Annotated in this window: 22 protein-coding genes and 1 tRNA gene; 8 read left to right on the top strand and 15 right to left on the bottom strand. The window is 62.4% G+C overall.

Annotated elements, in window-relative coordinates; translation table 11 throughout:
* Positions 1-241: 241 nt before the first annotated feature.
* On the top strand, positions 242-1,018 hold the full coding sequence (locus G365_RS0109700) for a substrate-binding periplasmic protein (protein WP_155976214.1): 777 nt from the start codon (positions 242-244) through the stop codon (positions 1,016-1,018).
* 57 nt (positions 1,019-1,075) lie between these two features.
* Here G365_RS0109700 and scpA read toward each other — a convergent pair whose 3' ends face one another.
* Complete coding sequence (gene scpA / locus G365_RS0109695; protein ID WP_019645326.1) at positions 1,076-3,268, bottom strand: methylmalonyl-CoA mutase; 2,193 nt, start codon at positions 3,266-3,268, stop codon at positions 1,076-1,078.
* Between the two features lie 3 nt (positions 3,269-3,271).
* Positions 3,272-5,344 carry a methylmalonyl-CoA mutase family protein gene (locus G365_RS0109690; protein ID WP_019645325.1) on the bottom strand — a complete coding sequence of 691 codons (2,073 nt, stop codon included), beginning with the start codon at positions 5,342-5,344 and terminating at the stop codon, positions 3,272-3,274.
* A 348-nt stretch (positions 5,345-5,692) separates the two neighbouring features.
* Here G365_RS0109690 and G365_RS22885 point away from each other — a divergent pair, with 348 nt between their 5' ends.
* From G365_RS22885 to G365_RS0109675, 3 genes are all read left to right on the top strand, one after another.
* Positions 5,693-6,286: a TetR/AcrR family transcriptional regulator gene (locus G365_RS22885; RefSeq protein WP_019645324.1), complete on the top strand. Its 594-nt coding sequence runs from the start codon at positions 5,693-5,695 to the stop codon at positions 6,284-6,286.
* Between the two features lie 57 nt (positions 6,287-6,343).
* Positions 6,344-7,165, top strand: a complete 822-nt coding sequence (locus G365_RS0109680) for an SAM-dependent methyltransferase (RefSeq protein WP_155976212.1) — start codon at positions 6,344-6,346, stop codon at positions 7,163-7,165.
* A gap of 63 nt (positions 7,166-7,228) precedes the next feature.
* Positions 7,229-7,305: transfer RNA gene (locus G365_RS0109675), tRNA-His, on the top strand.
* 120 nt (positions 7,306-7,425) lie between these two features.
* Here G365_RS0109675 and G365_RS0109670 read toward each other — a convergent pair.
* Positions 7,426-8,262: a sulfite exporter TauE/SafE family protein gene (locus G365_RS0109670; protein ID WP_019645322.1), complete on the bottom strand. Its 837-nt coding sequence runs from the start codon at positions 8,260-8,262 to the stop codon at positions 7,426-7,428.
* A 131-nt stretch (positions 8,263-8,393) separates the two neighbouring features.
* Complete coding sequence (locus G365_RS0109665) at positions 8,394-9,923, bottom strand: malonate--CoA ligase (protein ID WP_019645321.1); 1,530 nt, start codon at positions 9,921-9,923, stop codon at positions 8,394-8,396.
* 271 nt (positions 9,924-10,194) lie between these two features.
* On the opposite strand from G365_RS0109665, the gene dgcA reads away from it, so the two are divergent.
* Together dgcA and G365_RS0109655 are read left to right on the top strand one after the other, a co-directional pair.
* Positions 10,195-11,229: an N-acetyl-D-Glu racemase DgcA gene (gene dgcA / locus G365_RS0109660; RefSeq protein WP_019645320.1), complete on the top strand. Its 1,035-nt coding sequence runs from the start codon at positions 10,195-10,197 to the stop codon at positions 11,227-11,229.
* Positions 11,230-11,545: 316 nt separating this feature from the next.
* The gene (locus G365_RS0109655; RefSeq protein ID WP_019645319.1) at positions 11,546-12,667 is read left to right on the top strand and encodes a GGDEF domain-containing protein; all 1,122 of its coding nucleotides are present in this window, start codon (positions 11,546-11,548) and stop codon (positions 12,665-12,667) included.
* 27 nt (positions 12,668-12,694) lie between these two features.
* On the opposite strand, the gene G365_RS0109650 is transcribed toward G365_RS0109655, so the two are convergent.
* Positions 12,695-13,894 carry a CaiB/BaiF CoA transferase family protein gene (locus G365_RS0109650; RefSeq protein ID WP_019645318.1) on the bottom strand — a complete coding sequence of 400 codons (1,200 nt, stop codon included), beginning with the start codon at positions 13,892-13,894 and terminating at the stop codon, positions 12,695-12,697.
* Positions 13,894-14,538, bottom strand: coding sequence for a YdcF family protein (locus G365_RS0109645; RefSeq protein WP_081628505.1), 645 nt, complete (start codon positions 14,536-14,538; stop codon positions 13,894-13,896). Before G365_RS0109645 ends, G365_RS0109650 begins: the two co-directional genes overlap by 1 nt.
* Positions 14,539-14,700: 162 nt before the next feature.
* Between G365_RS0109645 and G365_RS0109640 the strand changes: the two genes are divergently transcribed.
* Entirely contained in the window at positions 14,701-15,555 is an 855-nt protein-coding gene (locus tag G365_RS0109640) for a hypothetical protein (protein WP_019645316.1), read from the top strand.
* Between the two features lie 157 nt (positions 15,556-15,712).
* On the opposite strand, the gene G365_RS22880 is transcribed toward G365_RS0109640, so the two are convergent.
* The 7 genes from G365_RS22880 to efp form a co-directional block, all read right to left on the bottom strand.
* Entirely contained in the window at positions 15,713-17,833 is a 2,121-nt protein-coding gene (locus G365_RS22880) for an adenylate/guanylate cyclase domain-containing protein (protein WP_019645315.1), read from the bottom strand.
* A 205-nt stretch (positions 17,834-18,038) separates the two neighbouring features.
* Positions 18,039-18,257 carry a 50S ribosomal protein L31 gene (rpmE, locus tag G365_RS0109630; RefSeq protein ID WP_019645314.1) on the bottom strand — a complete coding sequence of 73 codons (219 nt, stop codon included), beginning with the start codon at positions 18,255-18,257 and terminating at the stop codon, positions 18,039-18,041.
* A 113-nt stretch (positions 18,258-18,370) separates the two neighbouring features.
* Positions 18,371-19,453 carry a peptidoglycan -binding protein gene (locus tag G365_RS0109625; protein ID WP_019645313.1) on the bottom strand — a complete coding sequence of 361 codons (1,083 nt, stop codon included), beginning with the start codon at positions 19,451-19,453 and terminating at the stop codon, positions 18,371-18,373.
* Between the two features lie 45 nt (positions 19,454-19,498).
* Entirely contained in the window at positions 19,499-20,662 is a 1,164-nt protein-coding gene (locus tag G365_RS0109620) for a hypothetical protein (protein WP_043742026.1), read from the bottom strand.
* Between the two features lie 70 nt (positions 20,663-20,732).
* Positions 20,733-21,674 (bottom strand): OmpA family protein, encoded by a 942-nt coding sequence (locus G365_RS22875; RefSeq protein ID WP_155976210.1) that lies wholly within the window; start codon positions 21,672-21,674, stop codon positions 20,733-20,735.
* Positions 21,675-21,895: 221 nt separating this feature from the next.
* Positions 21,896-22,741, bottom strand: a complete 846-nt coding sequence (locus G365_RS0109610) for an inositol monophosphatase family protein (protein ID WP_019645310.1) — start codon at positions 22,739-22,741, stop codon at positions 21,896-21,898.
* Between the two features lie 182 nt (positions 22,742-22,923).
* A complete protein-coding gene (efp, locus tag G365_RS0109600) occupies positions 22,924-23,490 on the bottom strand; it encodes an elongation factor P (protein WP_019645309.1) in 567 nt (188 codons plus the stop codon).
* A gap of 103 nt (positions 23,491-23,593) precedes the next feature.
* On the opposite strand from efp, the gene epmA reads away from it, so the two are divergent.
* Positions 23,594-24,637: an EF-P lysine aminoacylase EpmA gene (gene epmA / locus G365_RS0109595; protein ID WP_051089871.1), complete on the top strand. Its 1,044-nt coding sequence runs from the start codon at positions 23,594-23,596 to the stop codon at positions 24,635-24,637.
* Positions 24,638-24,674: 37 nt separating this feature from the next.
* On the opposite strand, the gene G365_RS0109590 is transcribed toward epmA, so the two are convergent.
* On the bottom strand, positions 24,675-25,016 hold the full coding sequence (locus tag G365_RS0109590; protein WP_019645307.1) for a helix-turn-helix domain-containing protein: 342 nt from the start codon (positions 25,014-25,016) through the stop codon (positions 24,675-24,677).
* Between the two features lie 46 nt (positions 25,017-25,062).
* A complete protein-coding gene (locus G365_RS0109585; RefSeq protein WP_019645306.1) occupies positions 25,063-25,317 on the bottom strand; it encodes a hypothetical protein in 255 nt (84 codons plus the stop codon).
* Position 25,318: the final 1 nt, after the last annotated feature.

Below are 25,318 nucleotides of genomic sequence, written 5' to 3'. Positions count from 1 at the left end.
AAAGGGGAAGAATCCGGTCTCTCGATAGATAAGGTTATAGTATCGTTAACTGTGAAGGCGGTAAGTGCTGGGGTTCCGCTGGGCGTTTCCAGCAAGGGCGGGCACCGGTTTTGTGGTTGAAAATGCTCTCATTCTTTAAAGGTGGAGTATTTTCTGCGATTGACCGGACCCTACTCAACCGGAAAATACTCCAGGGCTTTGCCGCAATGAAAGCCCACCTAAATCCACGGAGGGCCTGTCAGTGTCTGGAAGCTCTCGTCTGCGATCAGCACTTTATCTGGTCCTGACCGTGCTTGGCGTTGTCCTTGGTTCAGGGGGCTGCCGGGCGACGGAGGTCTGGCATGTGCTGATGGATGACCGCTTTCCGCCCTATTCCTGGCTGGATGGGACCCGCCCGGCGGGGCTGGACACCGAAATTGTCGATGCGGTCCTGACCCGGATCGGCGTTACCCCCCGGTACGAGGCGATGCCGTGGAACCGGGTGCTGAAGCGGCTGGATCTGGATGGGTATGATCTGGCCTTCCAGTTTGTGGAGACCCCGGAACGGCGGGAAAAGTACCTGTTGGTCGGGCCGTTCCGTATGGGGCGGACCGTGGTGATGGTCCGGCGCGGCAACCCGATCCGCTTTGAGAGTGTTGCCGATCTGACCGGCCTGCGGGTGGTGACGGTGCAGGGGTATGCCTATACCGCTGATTTTGATGCCGCGACCGGCTTCACCCGGATTCCGGTCAACGATGTGACGCTGGGGGTCAAGATGCTGGCTGCCGGGCGGGCCGATGCGATGATCGGTGATATCTGGAGCCTTTCGGGGGCGGCGGACAGTCAGGGGCTGGCCGGGCAGCTGCTGATCCTGCCGGACAGCCTGAATGAAGTGGGGCGGCATGTGATTTTCCCCAAGGGGCAGGAGGCAAAGGCGGCCCGGTTTGCCGAGGGGCTGGACCGGATCCGGTCAGATGGCACCCTGCAGACCATTGTCAACCGCTGGCTGAATCCGGCCTTGGTGCAGCTTCCGCACTAACGGATCCCGATGCCCGGGGCCTGTCGTTCAGGGTCCGGGCATCGGGCGCCGTGATGGTTATGCCGCTTCGGTATACCCAAGCTGGACATTCAGTTTGGCGATCAGGTCCTGCGCCGCCACGCTGATTTTAGTGCCGGGCGGGAAGATTGCCGCAGCCCCGGCATCGTACAGGGCATCAAAATCCTGCGGCGGGATCACACCGCCGACAACGATCAGGATGTCCTCCCGCCCCAGCTTCTTCAGTTCTTCGCGCAGCTCCGGCACCAGAGTCAGGTGACCGGCTGCCAGTGAGGAAGCCCCGATGACATGCACGTCGTTTTCCACGGCCTGACGGGCGGTTTCCGCCGGAGTCTGGAACAGCGGGCCGATATCGACGTCAAAGCCCAGATCCGCGAACGCCGTGGCGATCACTTTCTGGCCACGGTCATGCCCGTCCTGCCCCATTTTGGCGATCAGTACGCGCGGACGGCGGCCGTCATTCTTTTCGAATTCGGTGACCAGCGCCCGGACCTTCTCAAAGCTTTCGTCCACGCCCTTGACCTCTTTGGAATAAACCCCGGAAATGGCACGGATGGTCGCCTGATGGCGGCCATAGACCGTCTCCAGCGCGTCAGAGATTTCGCCGACGGTGCATTTGTTGCGGGCGGCGTCCACCGCCAGCCCCAGCAGGTTGCCATCGCCGGAGGACGCTGCATTGGTCAGGGCCGTCAGGCAGCTTTCCACCGTCTTCGGGTCGCGTTCTGCCCGCAGGCGCTGCAGCTTTTCAATCTGCCGGGCCCGCACCGCCGAGTTATCGACCTTCAGCACATCAAGGGCGTCTTCGTTTTCCAGCTGGAACTTGTTGACGCCAACCACCGTCTGCACCCCGGCATCAATGCGGGCCTGTGTGCGGGCGGCGGCTTCCTCGATCCGCATCTTGGGGATACCGGCTTCGATGGCCTTGGCCATCCCGCCCTGTTCCTCGACTTCCTGAATATGCTGCCAGGCCAGATCGGCCAGATCGCGGGTCAGGCGCTCGACGTAATAGCTGCCGCCCCACGGATCGATCACCCGGGTGGTGCCGCTTTCCTGCTGCAGAAACAGCTGGGTGTTGCGGGCGATGCGGGCGGAGAAGTCCGTCGGCAGGGCCAGGGCTTCGTCCAGCGCGTTGGTGTGCAGCGACTGGGTGTGACCCTGTGTTGCCGCCATCGCCTCCACACAGGTGCGGGTGACGTTGTTGAACACGTCCTGCGCGGTCAGCGACCAGCCGGAGGTCTGGCAGTGGGTGCGCAGGCTGAGCGACTTGTCGGACTTGGGGTTAAACTGACGGATCAGCTTGGCCCAGATCATCCGGGCGGCCCGCATCTTCGCCACTTCCATATAGAAGTTCATGCCGATCGCCCAGAAGAACGACAGGCGGGGGGCGAACTTGTCAATGTCGAGCCCGGCGGCCATCCCGGCGCGGGCGTATTCCACCCCGTCGGCCAGCGTATAGGCCAGTTCCAGATCCGCCGTCGCCCCGGCTTCCTGCATATGATAGCCGGAGATGGAGATGGAGTTGAACTTCGGCATATGCTGCGAGGTGAACGCGAAGATGTCGGAAATGATCCGCATCGACGGCTGCGGCGGGTAAATGTAGGTGTTGCGGACCATGAACTCTTTCAGAATATCATTCTGAATGGTCCCGGACAGCAGCTCGGGCTTCACGCCCTGTTCCTCGGCGGCGACGATGTACAGGGCCAGTACCGGCAGCACCGCCCCGTTCATGGTCATCGACACGCTCATCTGATCAAGCGGAATGCCGTCGAACAGGGTGCGCATGTCATAGATGCTGTCGATCGCCACCCCGGCCATACCGACGTCGCCCGCAACGCGCGGATGATCGGAGTCGTAGCCGCGGTGGGTGGCAAGGTCGAAGGCCACCGACAGGCCCTTCTGACCGGCGGCAAGATTGCGGCGGTAAAAGGCGTTGGAGTCCTCAGCGGTGGAAAACCCGGCGTACTGGCGCACGGTCCAAGGCTGCTGCACGTACATGGTCGGGTAGGGGCCCCGCAGGAACGGGGCGACGCCCGGATAGGTCTGCAGATGGTCCAGCCCGGCCAGATCGGCAGCGGTATACAGCGGTTTCACCGCCAGTGTCTCCGGGGTCTGCCACAGCAGGGCATTCAGATCTGCGCCGCTTTCGGCACGGGCCTGTGCCTGCCAGTCGGCCAGAGAGCCGCCCGCAGCCGCAGAGAACGGAATGGTGGAAAAATCAGGAATCCGGGTCATGGCTCAGTTCACTCCCAGATGACGGTGGGCGGCGGTCAGGGTGGCAAGGGCATCGCAGCCCATGAAGATGTAGTCGCTGGCTCCGGCAGCGTCATACACGGCCTTGGCCTCGGCAGCCGGGCGGCCTGCCACATACAGGCGGGTGGCGCCGGCGGCCTTCAGGGCGGCCAGCATGGCGGCGGCCCCGCCTTCGTACTGGTCATCCGTTCCGCACAGACAGGCGATTTTCGCCCCGCTCAGGCGGAAGGCGGCGGCAGCGGCCTCCGGGCTGTCAAAACCGTCACTGCTGACCGCTTCGATCCCACCGGCTTCGAAGAAGTTGCGGGCATAGGTGGCGCGGGCGGTGTGCTGGGCCACGCGGCCCATGTTGGCGAGAAACACCGACGGACGGGTGCCGTTGATGGCGGCGACTTCATCCGACGCATCGCGCAGGGCTTCAAAGTCTTCGGCAAAGCGGTGGTTCGGCAGCGGATCAATCCGCAGCGGGGTGCCGCCCAGTGCTGCAGTCAGCCCGCCGAGGGTGCCGGTGCGGGCGGCGTTGTAGAACTGATCAAGGGTGCCGAAGGCCGGGGTGCGGTCGACATGCTTCAGGCGGGCTGCCATTCCCCGGCGCAGCAGGGCGCGGTCGGCCGGGGCGACATCCACCGGGGCTTCAGACAGGTTGGGGAATTCGTTGACCCCGGTCAGCTGGTCTTTGCGGCGGGCAATGTTGGCGCGGCGCTCGTCCCAGGTTTTTGCCAGGGCGGTGGCCAGAGATCCGTCGAGCAGGACGGCGGCGATCCCCCCGGCCTTTTCAATCGCCTGAAACTCTTCCCACGCCCGTTCCGCCAGCTGACGGGTCAGGGTTTCGACAAACCATGATCCACCGGCCGGATCAACCACCTTCGCCAGATGGGATTCTTCCTGAAGGATGATCTGGATATTGCGGGCGACCCGGCGACCGAAGGCGGTCGGCAGGCCGATCGCTGATTCATAGGATGCGGCGGCAACACTGTCAGCCCCGCCGACCCCGGCGGCAAAGCTGCTGACGGTGACACGCAGCATGTTGACCCACGGGTCACGCTGGCTGAGGATCCGTTGGGCGGTCTCAGCGTGGATGACCATCTTTCCGGCGTCGGCAGAGGCTCCACAGGCGGCGGTGACCTGCGCCCACAGCAGGCGGGCGGCGCGCAGCTTGGCGATGCCGCTGAAGAAGTCGGTCCCGACCGGCAGGGTGAAGCCGATCTGACGGCAGGCGGTGTCGATATCGATTCCGGCACCGGTCATCGCCCGCAGATAGGCAACGCCGGTGGCCAGCATGCAGCCGAGTTCCTGCGCTTCCGATGCCCCGGCATTCGACCACGGCGCACCGGATACCCCGACGGCAGTGACCATCGGGAACTCTTCAGCGGTGCGGGCGGCGACTGCGGCCATGTCGTTCAGGGATTTTTCCAGCCCCTGCGGCAGCCAGCCGGTGGCGGCCAGCGTACCGACCGGATCAATATTATAAGCACCCCGGGCCAGATCCGCCCCGACGCCGCGCTTGGTCCACACATCGGCCAGCATGGCGGCGGCAGCGACCGCCCCGGCCCCGGCTTTCAGCGAGACCGGACAGATATCCAGCAGCACACCCGCGAGTGCGGTATCCAGATCATCGGCAGTGGCAACCATGATGCCATCGACCCCGGCCAGCCCTTCGGCGGCATCGGTGTCGGGGTCCAGTCCGGCATGGGCGGCGGCGTCCAGACGCAGAATGACCGAGGAGACGCCCCGCTCCAGATCCTCAAGCGCTTCTTTGGAGACCTGACGCACATCCGGGTGGACAAATTCCTGACGGATGTCCCAGCCTGCCTGCCGTTGCCCAAGGGCGTTGGTGCCACGGGTGTAGGGGGCCTGACCGGGCAACCCGGCTGCATCGGCGGCCGCACCCGGCGCATCCTGCGAGTACAGGGGGGCCAATGTGATGCCATCGTACAGGCGGGTGGTCAGCTTTTTGTCGAAATCCGCCCCTTTCAGGGCCTTTTCGACCACCTGACGCCATGCGGACTCGGTCGCCGGAGGAAATTCAGGGGTCAGGGAAAAGGATGTCTGGCTCATCTGGTCTTACGCTGCCTTCTTGTCGCTCCCTCTGTCAGGGGTGCCCCCGACCCCATAGTTGTATCATATCCGGCAGGGTAAGGCGATGTATGGGGTGATGCTGATTTTCAGGATAAATTCTTATTTACAGGAGTTATCGTCGTAAAAATTACGAAAAATTTGTTCCTGATGGTTATTTCTCTCTTTACCTTCGCCCCATTTGCAAGTGTGAATGCAGGGGGTGAAAAAATTGCGAAGAAGCGAAGGGCGGTTTTGGCTAAATTCTTTTTGCCCTGTTTTCGACACGATGTTGGCGCTATAGAAGGCGGGATTGCCCGGACCCCGATCCGCCGAGGAGTTTTGCTGCCCATGCCCGCCCGTACCGCTGCCCTGAAACCCAAAACCGCCCGTCCGTCCCCCAAGCGGGACGCCTTGGTGGATGTGGCGGAAGGCCTGTTTGACCGTTACGGCTTCCACGGCACCGGCATTGACCGTCTGGTGCAGGATTCCGGTGTTGCCCGGATGACGCTGTATAAACATTTCCCGACGAAGAACGCTCTGGTGCGCGCCGTGCTTGAGCACCGGGATGAGCGCTTCTGGGCCTATATCAATGACGGCGTTGCCGCGCGGGAGCAGGATGGCCCGGCGTGGCTGACCGTCTTCGATGTGCTGGGTGACTGGCTGGAGGCTGACGGGTCGCAGGGCAGCCTGCTGCTGCGGGCTCTTGCTGAGTTTTCCGGCCATGATGTGGCTGTTGCCGGTGATGCGGCCTTCCGCTGCCGCGCCAGTGGTGTCTGGTTTCAGGAGCGTCTGGAGGCGGCGGGGATTCCGCAGGCGACGGAACGGGGCTGGGATCTGGCGCTGCTGTTTGAAGGCGCGGTGGCGATGACGCCGGTGGTCGGCGGCAAGGCTGCCGCCGGTCAGGCCCGCCATGCCGCGATTGCCCTGACGGCCGGATGGTAGGGCTGCTATGATCCGGCGGTAAAACCGTCGGAAGCAGACAGTGTGGGGGATGAGCTGATGGCAGTTGAGAATGTGTCCGGCCCGGTCGTGGCCGGGGCAGCGGGGCTGTCTGCCGCCCCCGGGCCTGAAGATGCATTTTTCAGGGTTTTTCATGACCTGCCGCGACAGGGGCCGGGCAGTGATGCCGTGACCCTGTCGCTGATCAACCGCCTGCGCCCGTTTCTGCCGACAGAACCGGCCTGTGCCGATATGGGCTGTGGCAATGGCCGGTCCGGCCTGCTGCTGGCCGAGCATCTGGGGGCCAGAGTGACGGCGGTGGATACCCATCAGCCGTTTCTCGATGAACTGGCCGATACGGCCCGTCGCCGTGGTCTGGGCGGGCAGGTCGAGATCCGTTGCCGCGATATGCTTGATGCCCGCCTGAAGCGCCATACCCTTGATATGGTGTGGTCGGAAGGGGCCGCCTATGTGGTCGGGCTGGAAGCCGCCCTTAATGCCTGGGCCCTGCTGTTGAAGCCGGGTGGCTTTCTGGTGGTCTCTGACTGCATGTGGTTGCACCCGTCGCCGCCCGCTGCGGCCCTGCGGTTCTGGGAAACGGCCTATCCCGACATGCGGACGGTGGCGGAAAATCTGAGCGTGGCGGAGCAGCTTGGGTACTCTTTCGTCCATGCCGAGGTTTTGCCGGAAAGCGGCTGGTGGGAAGACTATTACCTGCCGCTGGAGCGGCGGCTGGAGACGCTGGCCCCCGTCAGCCGCCATGATCCGGCACTGGCCGGCGTTATGGCCGGGGTGCGGGACGAGATTGCTATGTACCGCGCCCATGCCGATGTTTACGGCTATGTTTTCATGGTTTTACGCTGGCCGGGAGCCTCTTCATAAAAAAATGATTTTTTGTGTTGACGGGGTGGGGGCAGCGGTCTATAAAGCGGCCCTCACCTGATGGCGGGTGTAGCTCAGTTGGTTAGAGCATCTGGTTGTGGTCCAGAGGGTCGTCGGTTCGAATCCGATCACTCGCCCCATCTTTGAAAAGGCCGATACGAAAGTGTCGGCCTTTTCTTTTGTTCTTTTTCCCGACAGACATAAAACAGCCCCGGTCCGGGGGGGACGCGGGGCTGTCGGTCAGCGCTGTGTGCGGGCGATCAGGTCAACAGGGCGTAGATCATCCGCAGACTGGTGATGAACAGGAAAAAGGCGAACACCTGTCGCAGGCGTGGCCCGTTCAGCACGTGGGCCAGTTTCACCCCCCATGGGGCGGCAAGAATGGTGGTCGGCAGAATTAGCAGCAGTCCGGGCAGGCTGATGAAGCCCAGCGACAGCGGCGGGCGGCCGGGGATGTCCAGCCCGTTCAGCAGAAAGCCGATGGTTCCGGGGATGGCAATCACCAGCCCCAGCGCGCTGGCGGTGCCGACGGCGCGGTGAATGGGGTAGGAGCAGGCTGACAGGATCGGTACGCTCAGGGTCCCGCCGCCAATGCCCATTAACGCGGACAGGCCGCCAATCACCGCCCCCATCGCCTGCCGGATCCAGCCGGTGGGCAGATGATCGGTGACTGTCCAGCCTTCCCGCCGGAAGGTCATGTTGGCGGCAACCGCCAGGGCCACGACGGCAAAAATTGCGGTCAGCATCCAGCCTTTGGCCTGTGTCCCCCACAGGGTGGCGATCACCACCCCGATGAAGACGGACGGGATCCATGATTTCAGCAGGGCATCATCAATGCTGCCTTTGCGGCGGTGGGCGCGGGACGATGCAATCGAGGTCGGAATAATGGTCGCCAGCGAGGTGCCGACGGCCACATGCATACGCACGGCTTCATCGACGCCAAGGCCGGTAAACACGTGGTACAGCACCGGCACTATGACGATACCGCCGCCAACCCCCAGCAGGCCGGACAGGATCCCGGCGGCAACGCCGGTGATCAGCAGGCCAAGAGCCAGCAGCAGAAGATCGGGAGTCAGGAGGGACAGCAGGTCTGCCATCGGGGGAGGTTTCCATTGGGAGTGAGGGGGGAACCACTCTGAGCAACCGAATGGGGCAGTGCAAGAGGTGCGCTGCAAAAAAAAGATGGCCCGGTCTGGGCCGGGCCATCCGTCTCCTGCGGCGTGAGTGATTACGACGGCAGGCGGAACAGGTCTTTGTACTGATCACGCAGCAGATTTTTTTGCACCTTGCCCATGGTGTTTCGCGGCAGTTCATCGGTGAAGAACACCCGCTTGGGCACTTTGTAGTTGGCAAGGTGCTGCTTCAGGTGGGCCAGAATAGCGTCTTCTCCGACGCCGTTAGCTTTGGGCAGCAGCTTGACCACCGCCACGCCGACCTCACCGAAATCCGGGTGCTGTACACCGACCACGGCGCTTTCATCGACCCCCGGCAGATCGTCGATCACGCCTTCCACTTCCTTCGGGTAGACATTGTAACCGCCGGAGATGATAAGATCTTTGGCGCGGCCGACGATATGCAGATACCCCTCGGCATCAATCTTGCCGACGTCGCCGGTTTTAAACCAGCCGTCAGAGGTAAATTCTTCCTTGGTTTTCTCCGGCATCCGCCAGTAGCCGAGCATGACGTTATCGCCCTTGACCTGAATGGCACCGACCGACCCGGTGGGCAGGGCGGTGACATCGTCTTCCCCCACCACCCGGACGCTGACGCCGGGGAAGGGGAAGCCGACGGTGCCGGGGCGGCGCTCGGCATCATAGGGGTTGCCGGTGTTCATCCCGGTTTCTGTCATGCCGTAGCGTTCAAGAATCGCGTGGCCGGTGCGGGAGGAAAACTGGGTGTGGGTTTCTGCCAGCAGCGGGGCGGAGCCGGAGGTGAACAGCCGCATGTGCGCGGTGGCCTCACGCCCGAAATCTGCCTTTGACAGCAGGCGGGTGTAGAAGGTCGGCACCCCCATGAAGGCGGTGGCCTGCGGCATCAGGCGGATCACTTCATCGGCGTCGAATTTCGACAGCCAGATCATCCGGGCCCCTGACATCAGCACGCAGTGGCAGGCGACGAACAGGCCGTGGGCGTGGAAAATCGGCAGGGCGTGCAGCAGCACATCATCACTGCTGAAACGCCAGGTCTTCACCAGGGCTTCGGCATTGCTGGCCAGATTACGGTGGGTCAGCATCGCCCCTTTCGGCTTGCCGGTGGTGCCGGAGGTGTACAGCATGGCAGCCAGATCATCCGGCTCGCAGGCCACAATCGGAAACTGCGGGCTGGCGTCAGCGGCGGCATTGGGGAAGCTGCCGTCGTTGCGGGTGCCCAGCGTGTAGACATGTTCCACCCCATGCCGGGCGGCAATGGTGCGGGTGGTGTCTTCGGCATCCGGGCTGCACAGGATCAGCGCCGGTTCGGCATTGCTGACCAGATAATCGACCTCGTCCGGGCGATAGGCGGTGTTCATCGGCAGGAACACGAAGCCGCCCCGCAGGCAGGCCAGATAGACCAGCAGCGCTTCCGGCGATTTCTCGGTCTGTACCGCCACCCGGTCCCCTTTCTGCAGGCCGAGGCTGCTCATGAAGTGGGCATAGCGGCCCGACCATTCGTGAGCCATGCCATAGGTGATGGTGCGGCCACCGGGGGCCTGCAGCAACACGGCCCCTTCCGACGGCGGGAAGTGGGCGTACATCTTGGCGTAAAGCGAGGCGGTCATGTCGTTTCCTGTGTCCCTGATTTTTGCGCCGGAGCGGTCTTGTATACAATTGATGTCTATTTTGAATATTTATTGCCGAAAGCCAAGGAAAAAAGCATCGCTTTCCGCAACGGAAAGGCGATCGTGGAAAGATGTTTTACGACAAGGCATTATCAGACGCGCCGGGGCCGCAGGCGGGGTTGAAGCGGCGCGGGCCCTTCTATAGTCTGTATGACCAAAGTGGAATGGACCGGGCCCACCGTGCCCCGGGCCTGTCAACGGAGCCCCTGCGATGACCCTTACCGAGCTGTCGGTCCGCCCTGCCGGACTCTCCCTGACCGTCCGGACCGAGGCCTGGCCGATTGCCGGGTCTTTCACTATCTCCCGCGGGTCGAAGACGCAGGCGGATGTGGTGGTGGCCGAGGTCAGCGACGGCGTTTATTCCGGCTGGGGGGAGTGCGTTCCCTATGCCCGTTATGGGGAAAGTGTCGCCGGGGTTCTGGCGGATCTGCGGGCGATGACGGAAACGCTGCAGCAGACACGCCTGACGCCGGAAGATCTACAGGCGCTGATGCCGGCGGGGGCTGCCCGCAATGCGCTGGACTGCGCGCTGTGGGATTACCGGGCGAAGGCGGATGGGCAGCCGGTGATGCAGCGCATCGGTATCAGCGATCCCCGTCCGGTGGTGACCGCCTACACTCTGGGGATTGATACCCCGGATGTGATGGCGGCGAAGGCTGCCCGTGCTGCGGCCGAGGGGGTGCCCCTGCTGAAAGTCAAGGTCGGGGCTGACGGCCCGCTGGAGCGGTTGACGGCCATCCACACCGCTGCGCCGCAGTGTCGGCTGATTGTCGATGCCAATGAGGGCTGGACGCTGGAACAGCTGGCGTCCCTGATGCCGGTCTTGCCGGTGCTGGGAGCGGTGCTGGTGGAACAGCCACTGCCTGCCGGGCAGGATGACGGGCTGGAGGATCTGGTCAGGGCCGGGGCAATCACCGTGCCGGTCTGTGCCGATGAGTCTCTGCATACCGCTGCCGATCTGCCGGTTCTGCGCGGGCGCTATCAGGCGATTAATATTAAGCTGGATAAGACCGGTGGCCTGACCGGGGCGCTGGCGCTGAAGGCGGCGGCGCAGGCGCAGGGGTTTAAGGTGATGGTCGGCTGCATGGTCGGCACATCGCTGGCGATGGCCCCGGCGGCTCTGCTGGCGCAGGGTGTGGATTTCGTCGATCTGGACGGGCCTTTGCTGCTCCGCAGTGACCGGTCGCCCGGGTTGCAGTATCAGGGCACCTTGCTGTCTCCCCCGGTGGCGTCGCTGTGGGGATAAGGCTGACGGTCTATTCTTTTAATCATTCCAGAGTCTTGCCGATAATGCTTTGATTCTGGGTTGAAATACAGGATTATGGCCGTTCGCGAGGGGGTTCGCGCCGGATTCGGCAGATATGCCGGATCGCCGGTCTGGCCGTCAGCCGGTTTACCGGCAGGCGGCAGGAGTCTTTTCAACGGGGGCATCTACGGATGGAACCGACTTTTGCGGAAAGGGTTTGGCCTGTTTCAGCAGGGTGAACTTGAGGGGTGGCATGAGTCTGGGTTTGGCTGTTTCAAAGTTTTGGGCGCGTTTTGCCCCTGACATGACACCCGATATGATTCACGGGTTGATTGAGCCGTCGGTGCATTCGCCGCTGGTCCGCCGCCGTCGTGCCCAGCTGATCCTGTCCCGGGTCCGCTGGGTTGCCGGTGTTTTTGCGGTGCTGACCCCGCTCTGGATTGTCGTTGACGTCCTGACTTTCCCGCAGCCGCTGTGCTGGTATCTGGCGGCCCTGCGTCTGGGGGCCAGTCTGTGCTTCGGGGCTGTGGCGCTGGGCTTCCGCCCGTCAGAGAAGATCGACAGCGCTTTAAAGGCTCTGGCATCCCTGCTGGCGATCCCGGTGGTTTTCTTCCTGATCTCCGATCCTTTGCTGATGGGGTATTCGTTTACGCCTTTCCAGCTGGCTCTGGCCGCAGGCTACGCCTTCCTGCCCTTTGTGATGGTTGCCGGGCTGTCGGTCTTTCCGATTACCGCGTTAGAAGGGGCGCTGTTCTCCGCGCCGCTGATTCTGTCGATGGTCGGGGTGGTTATCACCGGCTACGAGCTGTTGCCGTTCTCCAGCTATCTCGGGGCGCTGTGGTTGCTGGGGCTGCTGGCGGTGGTGGCGACCCTGGCCGGGATCAGCCAGCTGCACTTCATGATGGCTCTGGTTCAGCAATCCAGTCATGACGGCCTGACCAAGGTGTACACCCGCCGGGTCGGGGAAGAATTGCTGAGTGTTCAGTTCACCAATGCTGAACGGGCCCGCGATCACCTGACGCTGGTGTTCATCGACCTTGATGACTTCAAGAAGGTCAACGACGGGTACGGGCATGAAGCCGGGGATCATACCCTGCGGGTGGCGGCAGATGCCATGAAGCGGATCCTCCGGCGGGGCGACATTGTCGTCCGCTGGGGTGGCGAAGAGTTTCTGATTATTATGCCGGGTACGGATCTCAGCGGCGCCCTGATCGGCATTGACCGGCTGCGTGAAACCGGGATCGGCCTGCGCCCCGATGGCACACCGCAGACGGCCTCCATCGGGGTGGCGGAACGTATTCTGGATGCCATTCCGAACTGGGAAGATCTGGTTGAGGTCGCTGATCGCCGGATGTACATGGCAAAGAAGAACGGCAAAAACCGCGTGATCTGTGCCGATCGCCTGCCGGAGGCAACGCAGGCACACCCGGCGGAATAACCGCCGGGGTCCCCGTCTTGGGGACAGTCAGATTACGGCCCGCTGACGCAGGGCGGCAATCTGTTCCGGGGTTAGCCCCAGCAGGTCCTGCAACACCTGATCCGTACTTTCCCCCAGCTTTGGTCCAAGGTGGTCGATCCGCCCCGGTGTTGCCGACAGGCGCGGCAGGGTTGCCGGAACGGACACCGGGCCCAGCTCCGGCTGCTCGACCGTGGTGATGGTCTGCCGGGCAGCAAAATGCGGATCAGAGAAAATATCGGCGATTGAGTTGATCGGCCCGCAGGGCACTTCGTGACGCAGGCATTGCTCCAGAATGCTTGCCCGTGGCTGGCTGCGGGCCCAGGCTGCCATTTCTCCGTCGACGATCTGGCGGTCCCGCAGGCGGTCGCTGACGCGGGCAAAACGGCTGGCCAGATCGGGCCGCTGCATAGCCGTGCACAGACGAGCAAACATTTTGTCATTGGTGCAGGCGATGGCCAGCCATTCGCCGTCCGCGCATTGGAAATGGCCGTGCGGGCAGGCATTCAGCGTGCCTGAGCCTTCCCGGTCGCGGATTTTGCCGGTGTGGGCATAGGCCGGGGCCAGTTCATCCAGCATCCGGAAAACACTTTCGAACAGGGCGACATCAATATATTGCCCCTGTCCGGACTGATCGCGGTGGCGCAGGGCCAGCAGGATGCCGACAACCCCATAGAGGCCGCTGATATAGTCCCCCAGAGAGGTTGACCCCGGCGTGACCGGAACCTCTCCCGGCATTCCGGCCAGATAGGACAGCCCCCCGACCGCATGGGCGATACGGGCAAAGCCGGGGCGGTCGCGGTAGGGGCCGGTCTGACCGTAGCCGGACACCCGCAGCATCACTAGCCGGGGATTCAGGGCCTGCAGCACGTCCCAGCCCAAGCCCCAGCGTTCAAGGGTGCCGGGACGGAAATTCTCGATCACCACATCGCTTTTCGTCACCAGATCCCGGAACAGGGCTGCTCCGTCAGCCGCCCGCAGATCCAGTGTGACGGACTTCTTGTTCCGGGCCTCCGAGAGCCACGCCAGAGTATCGCCGCAGGCGGTCATGGTCCCGAAGCGGCGCATCGGGTCACCGTCACCCGGCTGTTCGATTTTGATCACCTCTGCACCGAATTCGGCCAGCAGACCGGCGCTGTAGGGACCGGCGATAAACGTGGCGGTATCGAGAATCCGCAATCCATCCAGAGGGCGGGGGGAACAGGACATTACAGGGATCTCCGGTCTGGTGTCGGGCGGGGCGTGGGAACGGACCAGCTGCGGATCATATCAAGGGCGATCGCGGGAATCTCCCGCAGCGTGGCGACCCAGTATCCTGCCCGGCGCATAGTGGCTGTGGGTGGCAGGCAGGGGCGGATCTTAAAACGCAGGCCGCTATGGCGACCGATGATCCGAAAGACCAGCCAGGCCCGGGGGGCATGGTACAGGTCGGTGACGATAAGGACCGTCTGCGGCGAGGAAGGGGGAGGGGTGCTGTTCAGGCTAGAATGATCGGTCTGTTCGGTGATGTCTTTTGTCTTTGGGATACGGGCCTGCAACAGAAGATTGCAGGCCAGCCGGGCGTTGTCACGGGTGGTCATCGCCTGCGACTCGATCAGAAGATGATCATCCGGCAGGCCCTGCTCCCGGGCGTGGGCGGCCATCTTCTCAGCTTCGGTGCAGACGGCTGAGGTCGGTCCTCCGGTCATCAGCAGGCGGCTGACAACGCCACGGTGGTAAAGATGGCAGGCAAAATCCACCCGACGCCGCATGGCAGCAGACAGGCTGCCGTCCGGATATAGCCGTGCCCCAAGAATTACGGCTGTCGGGCGATTATTTTCCCATTCCCCGTTTGAGATTACTGGTCTGTCCATGTTACGGTGCGCCTCAGCCTGCAAAGTCCGATGCCCATGAAGAACATGGACATATCACGGATTTCCTTTCAAGATCAGGGCGCGGTCGGGACCCGGGGGCAGGGGACACCTGACAGCGGCGAGCGAGCGCAGAAGCACACAGGGCAGAAGTCGAAACGTTAAATGGCCGCCATTCTTACGGGTCTGACACTTTACCGGGAAAAAAGCACCGTCCGCCGCTTTGATCTGGCTGACGAAGGGGACTCCATTGTTTTTCAGATCCGCTCCAACCGTATTTCACTGTCACTGAAATCGGGCCCGATCGATGAAACGGTGGTTGTGCGGGGGCAGAACATTCCGTCTACCCTGCGGATGGCCTCGCTGGTGATTGAGCAATTCAATCGCAATCCCACGATTTTTTCCGATGAATCCACCAGTCATCTGGAATGGTCGGAGATGTGGAAACCCCGCGTCTCCAGCTACGAAAAGCAGTTTATCTCCGAATCGTGGGTTTCGGTGCACTATGAGGGCGGTACCGTCTTCACCACCAATCCGTCTCCGCAGATTGATGAGATGGAGCGGATGGCGATGGGCGGAGACATCAGTGAAGATGTCATCCGCACGGTCTGCAGCAACTTCCATGGTTCGATGGATGACATTGTCGTCCATCATGACAGCCAGACCGCCGTGGTGTTTTCCCCGTTCAAGGAATACCACCGGGCGGCGATTCTCGAGCGGAAAGGCGGAAAGACCGGTTCGTTCGCGGCTTCAGCCTTCCATCCGCCGAAACCCGCCAAGCCGGTACGGTATTCCGGCTTCATCAATTTCTGCGCTGATATCATCGAGGCGCTGACCCTGAAGGTCTTTCTCGAACGCATTCGCGTGATGGTCGAAGAGAACAAGGTTTATGGTTCATCCATTACTCCAGCGCATGTCGCGGGGGCGATGGGGCGTAAGCGCGACCTGATGCAGTTTGTGCAGTCTTATGAACGGGCGAACCGGGTGGCGTATCGTCCTGACCGCCCGGAGTTCTTCTGATCCGGGGGTTGCCTTCGGTTGGCGCGGCGCTCGTTCGCGATCATGGATCCCATTATGACAACACGGCGGAAGACTATCTTCCGCCGTGTTGTTTTTTTGTATGCGTCTGCTGTTGTGAAGAACACCGGGCTGTAGCCCAGAGAATCCGTTCTGATGGTTACGGCTTTTTGACCCCGGTAGAGCGCTGAGATGCGGTCAGGCTGCCGGGCGGAGCAAGCGGCGGGAGCTTCCGCTTCATTGTTGCTCTATCCTGCTGTGCCTTTGTTCCAGCAGCTGCTGCCGCAGGGCTGGCCGGGGCGCCGGGGCGGGCTGCGGCGGCTTCTCCGGCAGCGGCGCGGTCAGCTTCGCGGAACTTGCGGATAGCGTCCAGCTCTGCGGCGCGGTCACCGTTCCACACCACTTCGTGCAGGGTCTGTTCATCGCGCACACCCTTCAGGCGCTGCGCCCCATGGCTGAACAGGCTGATATCGGGGGCGCGGTTCACCTGCTCGTAACTGGTCGGACCGATCCAGATCTGATCCATCCCCGCAGCGGCGCAGACTCTGGCCGCGATCTGAACGGTTGCCCCGAAGTAATCATTTTCTTCAATGATCGGTTCACCGGTGTTCATACCGATCCGCAGGTGCAGGGGTTGCTTGGTCCACTTCTGATTATGAGCCTTGACCGCCCTTTGAATCTGGATCGAGGCCCGGACAGCATCGACCGCTTCGTCAAAGCTGGCCATGATGCCGTCGCCGGTATGCTTCACCTCTTTCCCCCGGTGCTGGGACAGGGCGGTGCGGACAATGGAGTTGTGGGCCCGGATGACGTCCTGTGCCGCCACATCCCCCATCTGGTGGGTCATGTCTGTGGATCCGACCATGTCGGTGAAGAGAATCGTCACCATGCTGTTGGCCAGCTGCCGCGTTTGCGGGGTGTTCCAGTCCTTCATCACTCCGCCAAGGGCGTGGAAGGGGTCTGTATCGCCGGTCAGGTGATGCTGCATCGCGGTCTGCCCGGCATCAATCATCGCCTGATAGCGCGGTTCCGTGCCGTAGGTATCCAGCCGCAGGATCAGGTGGCGGGCCTGTTCCGGCTTGCTGCCAACAACCTCGACGGCTTCACGGACCAGAGCTGACTGTTCATCCTTTGACAGTCCGCGCGTTGATGACAGGGCGGCGCAGGCCCCGGCGAGATAGAGGTTAACGCCAAATTTGTTATAGGCGTCCAGCACCGGCTGCGATGTCTTCAGGGCTGCAACCACTTCCCCCAGAAAGCGCATGATGGTGACGCGGGCCTGCTCATAGGCCTGCGACAGGTCTGCAGCCGGATCCGGCTCTTCCGCGAAGGGGGAGGGGGCCGGATCTGGGGTGGCCTGCATCGCGGCCTCGGCGGCGGCAACGGCGGCGTCCTGTGCGGCTTTCCGTTCAGCCTTGCGTTTTTCGGCTTCTTCCTTCAGGCGCTGGCGTTCGCGCAGGTCGTCGGCGGCCTGCTTTGCCCGCTCCTTACCGGGGTCATGTTCCTCGGGCACGGTTGGGGTCGGCCATGGGCCATCATCCGGCAGCATCGCATCAAGGGGATCAGGCGGGGGCGGAGCAGAAGCTCCCGGTGCCGTCTGTGCGCCGTCTTTGGCCCCCCCTTTCGGCGAGAAATCGTCGGCGTGATAATCACCGGCATGGGCCGGGACGACGTCATGGTGGTGACCGGCAGTACGCCGCCGCATGCCTTCCAGCGGTACATAGGCTGAAACCATTGGCACGACGCTGATCAGGAACAGGGTGATGAAGACCCCGAACAGCAGAAAAGACTGGGTTGAGGACCCCAGAGACAGCCCGCTGCGGGCCAGTTGGGTCAGAATCAGAGAGCAGACGCCGGTACCGCAGATTGCGATCAGCAGCGACAGGATCAGCACCATCAGCAGCCTGAACACAAAGTCACTGGCTCCTTTTCCATTTCCGCTGTTGCCGTAGGTATTCAGGACATCGTGTTCAGAAAACGGGCTGTTCGCTCCGCCGCCGGGGCCACGGCCGCCCGTGGTCCCGCCCCGTCCGTTCCGGCCACCCTGTCCGGGCATTTCCGGCCGGGGCTTGATCTTACCGGTATAGACAATCCGCTCTTCCGAGAAGTTGCTCTCGGAATAATAGGTTTCCCGCACCACTTTGACCGGAGCCTTGGCGTAATGCTCGATGTTCTTGGCTTCTTCGACTGCCCCGGCCTTATCGTCGCCCGGAAACCGCCCCTGCAGGACCCAGCCCTGCTCGGTTTGTGCGTAGACTTCGAAGTTGACGACTGTTGGCATGGCCGCGATCGGATCACTGTTACAAGGGGGAAGGGGAAATCTCTGAGACTGAGATTGTCGATCTTAACCCATTTTGACAGGGCTGACCTGTGACGAAGCGAGAATATTTCTATTCTGGTGAGGGTATCCGTCAGGCAGGCGATAATAAAACAGAACGCCCGGCTTTTGGCCGGGCGTCTGGGAAAACCGAGATCGGATCGGTGAATTACACCTTGAGGCCGAACTTGGCGAACTTGTTGTTAAACTTCGCCAGCTGACCGCCGGTGTCGACCAGACGGTGAACACCAGTCCAAGCCGGATGAGACTTCGGGTCGATATCCAGCCGGAGAGTGTCCGCCTTCATGGTCGAACGGGTCTTAAACTCGGAACCATCCGTCATGATGACGGTGATTTCGCGGTATTCGGGATGGATATCCTTTTTCATAACCCAGCTCTCCAAAAAACGAGCCGCCTATATACTCGGCGGTAGGGGACCGTGCAAGGGGAAAGGCACTGTGACCCGCAAATAATGCGGTTTTGCACCCGTTGTCCCCCCTCTTACCTCTGGTCAAGCTTCAGTTCAATACGTCTGTTGCGGGCGAGAGCCTCGGCTGAGTTGCTTATGTCCAGCGGCTGGAACTCCCCGAACCCGGCAGCAGCCAGTCTTGACGGATCAATTCCCTGTGATATCAAGAAGTTAACAACGGAAATAGCCCGCGCTGAAGACAGATCCCAGTTAGAACGGAATTGCGGTGTGGCAATCGGCCGGTTATCGGTGTGGCCGTCAACGCGCAGAATCCAGTTTACATCCGGCGGGATCGTCTTGGAGATATCCAGCAGAGTCTTGGCCAGCCGCGCCAGCCGCATTTTCCCGGCGGCCTGCAGGTCCGCTGAGCCGGAGGGGAACAGCACTTCTGACTGGAAGACGAAACGGTCGCCTTCAATCCGCACATCTTTGCGGTCTCCCAGTACGGTGCGCAGCCGCCCGAAGAATTCCGAGCGGTACTTCTGAAGCTCCTGCACCTTGGTGGCCAGAGCCCGGTTCAGCTGCTTCCCAAGATCAGAGATCTGCACTTCCTGCGACTTGTTGGCGCGCTCAGAGGCATCCAGCGCATCGGCCAGGCGTGCCATCTCCATCTTCAGGGCCTCAAGCTGTTGCCGCATCATGGCAGCCTGTGCCCGGGCCTGATCGGAGATCCGTTCCTGTTCCTGCAGCTTGCCCTTGCCGTCATCAAGGGCACGGTCTTTTTCGCTGATGGTCTTTTCGAGACTCGTCTTCAGGGCCTGCAGCGCCTCGATATCGGCTGCCAGTTTGGCCGCTTCGGCGGACTTCTGTGCGCTCAGGTCTTCCAGCGCCTTGGCCTTGGTGGTCAGAACGGTGAGTTCACCGCTCAGGCGGTCGGTTTCGGCTGTCAGGCTGGCATTGGATTGCCGTTCCATCTTCAGCAGACTGGCCATTTCTGACATCTGCGCGGTCAGGCGGCCCAGTTCCGCCTCCTGCCCGGACAGGGTGCGGCCCATGAAAAACTGTGCCATCACGAACACCAGCAGCACGAACATCAGGATGATGATCAGGTTGCCGAGGGCATCAACGAAGCCCGGCCAGATATCAACGGTCTGACGGTTACGGCGCAGTGCCATGGGGCGGAAACCTCCGGGTCAGGGGCACGCGGGAAAGGGCGGGGGTCAGGATCGGCTGTCGTCGGCCAGCGCGGCGATGGTCCGGGCCAGAAGCTTGATTTCGCTGCGGATCTCTTTAACCGCATCATCGCGGCCCCGGCTGGCTTCATCCACCAGACGGGTCAGGGCAACATCCATATTGCGCAGGTGAGACCGGCTGGTGTCATCAATGCCACCGCCCGACAGCGGGCGGTTCAGCGTTTCGGTCAGACGGGAGATCAGCCCTTTCAGCTCCATCTGGCTTTCGGCCATCCGCAGCAACACCTGCTGTTCCGCCCGCATCTGATCGGTCAGGGTCGAGAGACGGTCAACCAGATCCCGCTGATAGGTCACCGAGGCACTGCGTGACTCCTCACCACGGGTCAGAACCCGTTGCAATTCGTCGATGCTTTCCGCTGTCTGTTCCAGCAGGGCCTGAATATAGGCCGGGACCGACTGTTCGCCGTCGCCGACCGATCCGCCGGAAGTCAGGCGGGTGATGCCTGACAGCCATTCTTCCAGATCATTGTAAAAGGCGTTCTGGGCCTGTCCGAGCTGAAGATCGAGGAAGCCGAGGATCAGGGATCCGCAGAGACCGAACAGCGAGGCCGAAAACGACGTTCCCATGCCATGCAGTGGCTTTTCCAGCCCCTGCTTGAGCAGAGAGAACATCGCAGCGTTATCCCCCTGTGCCGAGACCTCAAGGGATCCGATCACCTGCGAGATGGTGCCAACCGTCTCCAGCAGGCCCCAGAAGGTACCGACCAGCCCGAGAAAGATGCACAGGCCAACAAAATAGCGGGAGAGGTCGCGGGCTTCATCCAGACGGGCGGCGATGCCATCCAGCAGGGTCCGCATTGCGGGGGCGGACAGGGTGAAGCGCCCGCCACGGCCCTTATGCTCTTCCAGCATGGTGGCCATCGGCGACAGCAGGCGCAGACGCCCGGCGGTCGCGGAGGTCATGGTCTGATCCTTACGGAAGCTTTCCGCCCACGCCACTTCCGGCGCCAGCAGCAGCACCTGCCGCAGGTTAAGCAGTACGCCAACAGCCAGTACGCCGATAATCAGGCCGTTCAGGGCCGGATTGGACATGAAATAGGGGATCACCCCGTGTGACAGAATCCCGGCTGCACCGATCACTGCCGCCAGAAACAGGCCCATGCGCAGCAGAAAACGGGTTGGACGGGTCATACGCATCACTCAGGACCTCTTGCCAGCATCATATGTCGGAGAGCGTACAGGCAGCCGCAGGCGGTGTCCGTTACGATCCGGCGAAAATATCCACACGGTCAGTGCTGCCGCCCTTTACCTGATCACCAAGCGCCCGGACGTCAATCCGGTTCGAGGCAACGCCCTGATCAATCAGATAGGCCCGGACGGCCAGCGCCCGTGACAGCGAGGTCCGGCGCGCCTTGGACGGATTGTCGCGGTCACCGCTGGCATAGGCCAGCACCTGAATGGCGCTGCTGCTGCCCAGCTTTGTCAGTGCGGCATCAAGGGCGGCGCGGGCGTCTGATGACAGATCGGTCTGGCTGCCGTTGAAAGGCAGGGTGGCAAGGGCGTTGCCCGATACCGTCGGTGCTGCCGGGCGGACCGGGGCGGCCGGAGCCGGATCGGTCGCCGGGGCCGAGGCAACCTGCTGGGGTTCCGGTGCCGGTTCTGCGGCGGGCGCGGGTGCCGGGGCGGGCGCGGCTTCGGCGGCAACAGGGGCGGGTGCCGGAGTCGCGGCGGGGGCCGGAGGGGGTGCCACGGCGGCAGGAATGGTTGTTGCCGGGGCGGCAGGGGGGGTGTGATGCTGGCTGGCGGGCGGCTCCGGGACCAGTTCCGGCAGCTCGGTCAGGCCGGGCGGCGGTGTCAGCGCAACCGGGGCGGCTGCCATGCCTTTGGGCGGAATCAGCGGGCCGGTCACCAGCATCCGGCTGTGTACGCCCCGTGACGGATCTGGCTGCAGCAGGGTGCCGCGTTTACCGGCGGCGGCTCCGGCGACCGGGGCGGGCTGACCGGCCCGGCCCAGCAGCAGGTCTGGCAGATTGCTGCCACCACCAAGCTCGTCCAGTGCCCCCATGTCGACCATCACCCCGGATGTATCGGCGCTGTTATAGGCGCCACGGGCGTCTGCCCGGTGCGATGTGGCGACCGACAAAGTCAAGGCCAGAACCAGCACACTGCCACCGCTGGCCATCAACCGGGATACGTGACGCACGAGGCGGTCTCCCCTACTGCCCAAAAAATCACAGGATAAAAACTGAATGGCTGCACGGCTCTGGCCACACAGGTACGCCCGGCAAGGCTGGCGGGCGTACAACCGCCGACACTATACCATTCCTGCCTCTGCCAGCAAGCCGGTTGGCCGGATGCAGACAGCAGAACGCCCGGCCCCTTTTCAAGGGCCGGGCGCGGCAGGAGGCAGACTGTACTGAAAAATCAGCGGGCGGCATCCGGCGCAGCCGGGGCTTCGGCCTTTGCTGCCTCCGGCTTGCGGTCTTTCAGCAGGGCCAGCAGGCCGTAATGCAGCGGCTCGTTGGAAGCGAGAAGCGCCCCGGCGGCCACCGGATCAGCAATCTTGGCATCAAGAGTGGTGACATACCCACCGGCTTCGCGGACCATCAGTACACCGGCGGCGACATCCCACGGGCTGAGGTGAGTTTCCCAGTAAGCGTCATAACGCCCGGCGGCGGTCCAGGCCAGATCCAGCGAGGCGGCGCCCATGCGGCGGACTCCGGCGGTGGAGGCCATGACCTTCTGCAGCTGACGCAGGAAGGCCGGATGTTCGCCACGGCCCTTGTGGGGGATCCCGGTGGCAACCACGCTCTCGTCAATCTTGCGGCGACCGGAGACGCGCATGCGGCGGTCATTCCAGAACGCGCCGCCGCCCTTTTCGGCGGTGAACAGGTCATTGGTGATCGGGTTGAAGATCACCCCGGCGACAATCTCTCCGGCCCGCTCCAGCCCGATGGAAATGGCGAAATGCGGGATGCCGTGCAGGTAGTTGGTGGTGCCGTCCAGCGGATCGATGATCCAGCGGTGCTCGGTGTCGGTGCCTTCAATCACCCCGCCTTCTTCCAGCAGGAAGCTAAAGCCTGGGCGGGCCTTTTCCAGCTCGCGGCGCAGAATCTTCTCGGCGCGGATGTCGGCGGCGCTGACGAAGTCACCAATGCTTTTGACGGAAACCTGAAGCTGTTCGACTTCGCCGAAGTCGCGGATCAGACCTTTGGCGGCCTTTTCAGCGGCCATGACCATGACATTAAGGATGGGAGAGCGCAGAGCCATAGCCGCACAACGTCCTTGCACAAGAGAGATTCACGATGGAGACCCGCGTCCTCCCGCCGGACCGGCAGGGGGGCCTGATAAAAACGGCAGACAGTATGCCGCATCAGGCCGGGGTCTGAAACAGGAAGGCGAGCATTCCTGCCATGCGGAATGCTCGCCCTTCAAAACAGCCTGAAGAGGGATCAGCCCTTGAAGCGCTCGACGTAAGCGCACTCTTCGGTGTTGACCACAATCTTGGTCCCGGCATCGATGTGCGGGGGGATCATCACGCGCATGCCGTTGTCCAGCATCCCCGGCTTGTAGGAGGAGGAGGCGGTCTGCCCCTTCACCACCGGCTCGCACTCGGTCACGGTCAGCACGACGGTGGTCGGCAGCTTCACCGAAACCGGCTTGCCTTCGATCAGATCGATCACCACTTCCATGCCGTCCTGCAGGAAGCCGCCCTTTTCACCGACCAGATCTTCAGCCAGCGGGAACTGGTCGAAGGTTTCCTTGTCCATGAAGTTGAAGCCCGACTCGTCCTGGAACAGATAGGTGCAGTCGATCTGACGCACGTCCAGCTTTTCCACGGTGTCGGCGGTACGCCAGCGGGCGTTGGACTTGTTGCCGGTGTCAACGTCACGGATTTCAACGGTGATGAAGGCGCCGCCCTTGCCCGGCTGCACGATCTGGGTCTTCAGGACACTCCAGCTCCGGCCTTCGTGCTCGATGACCATGCCGGGGCGAATCAGGTTGGCGTTAATCTTCATGGCGTCGTTACTTCTGGAAATGTTCGGGGAATTCTGGCGCGCTTCTTAACAGGTCGCTGGCTGCTTGGCAACAGCATGTCTGGGCCGGTATAACGGCAGCATCATGACTGACTCCCGCGATTCCGCCCCGCTGTCCGCCCTTCCTTCCGTTTCTTCCCGCCGCTGGTGGAGCCGGGACGAGATTATCCGCAAGCGTCCGTTCCTGCTGGAGCGGCAACGGATTGTGGCGGATATCCGCGCGTTCTTCACCCGGCAGGGCCTGCTGGAGGTCGAAACCCCGGTGCTTCAGCTCTCTCCCGGGCTGGAACCGCACCTGCGGGCCTTTTCGACCATCCTTGAGGAGCCGTTCGCCAGCCGGGAGCGGACTTTTTTCCTGCACACCAGCCCCGAATTCGCCATGAAAAAGCTGCTGGCCGGGGGACTCGGGCCGATCTTCCAGATGGCGCGGGTGTTCCGGAACGGAGAACGGTCGGAGCGGCACCATCCGGAATTCACCATGCTGGAATGGTACCGACCGGGGGCGACCTATCGCGATCTGATGGATGACTGCGACGGCCTGTTTGCGGCGGTCGGGTTGCCGGGCCCCTGCGAACGGCTGACGGTGCAGGAAGCGTTCCTGCGGTATGCCGGTGTCGATGTTCTTGCGACAGTGGATGACCCGTACTCCCCTGCACCCGACCCGGCCCGCCTGAAGGCGGAAGCGGCGCGGATCGGTATCTATACCGGGGAGAACGACAGCTGGGATGATGCCTTCTTCCATATCTTTCTGGAAAAGATCGAGCCGCGTCTGGGGGAAGAGCGCCCGGTGATCCTGCACGACTGGCCGGCCTCAATGGCGGCGCTGTCGCGGCGCTCGGCAGCGGATCCGCAGGTCTGTGAACGGTTTGAAATCTATCTGCATGGTGTTGAGCTGGCGAACGCCTTTGGCGAGCTGACCGACCCGGTGGAACAGCGCCGCCGCTTCGATCACGACATGGATCTGAAAGAACAGCTCTATGGGATCCGGTATCCGATTGATGACAGCTTCATCGAAGCGGTCGGACTGCTGCCGGACTGCGCCGGGATTGCGCTGGGGGTTGACCGGCTGGTGATGGCGGTGACCGGAGCAACACGGATTGAGGATGTTCTGTGGGCTGAGGTCGATTAAGCGGCCTGCGCCGGGTCAGGGCCGGGGCTGAAGAGCATCAGGCATCATGGCCAAAGCTGCCGATCAGCTCCACCAGCAGAGATTTGACCTTGGGGGGATAGCGGCGCAGGGAGGTGATGGAACTGAGTTCCTCGGCCGTCACCCGCTCGTCCTGATGCCAGTCAAGGGTCCCTCTGCCGAGCAGCAGCCAGTCAAGGGAAACGTCCAGCGCCCTGGCCAGATTACAGGCGCTGTCGAGAGAAAGATGCCCCCCGTTCTGCCATCGTGATATCGCGGCGACAGAGACGTCCAGTTCCGCGGCAAGGGCATGTGTTTTGGTTTTGTTGCGATAAGCCATTGCAAGGCGGATGCGTTTGCCACGGTGATCGTCAAAGGACATGCCATTTCCTTTCTGATGGGAACGGGGGCCATTGGGGAAAAGAACGTCAGGCAACCCCTTCCCGGACATAGGTGATAGCATTCTGTCCGGCACCGACCGCTACGAGGCGGATTTTACGGCTGATCCCACCGGGCATTGGATCATCCAGCCGGTACACTGAGTTGACGGTCAGATTCAGGGCCTGAGCGACAGGGGCCCACCCGGCCTGAGAAAATTCTTCGAAATTCCCGGTAGGTTGAGGGGCTGCGCCGGTTTGCGACAGTTGCTGGCCGTTGGAGTAGGTGCGCAGAATATAAGGCATT

This window comes from Novispirillum itersonii subsp. itersonii ATCC 12639 (assembly GCF_000381985.1).
Classification (GTDB): Bacteria; Pseudomonadota; Alphaproteobacteria; order Rhodospirillales; family Rhodospirillaceae; genus Novispirillum; species Novispirillum itersonii.
This window is presented reverse-complemented; position numbering and strand designations above follow the sequence as displayed.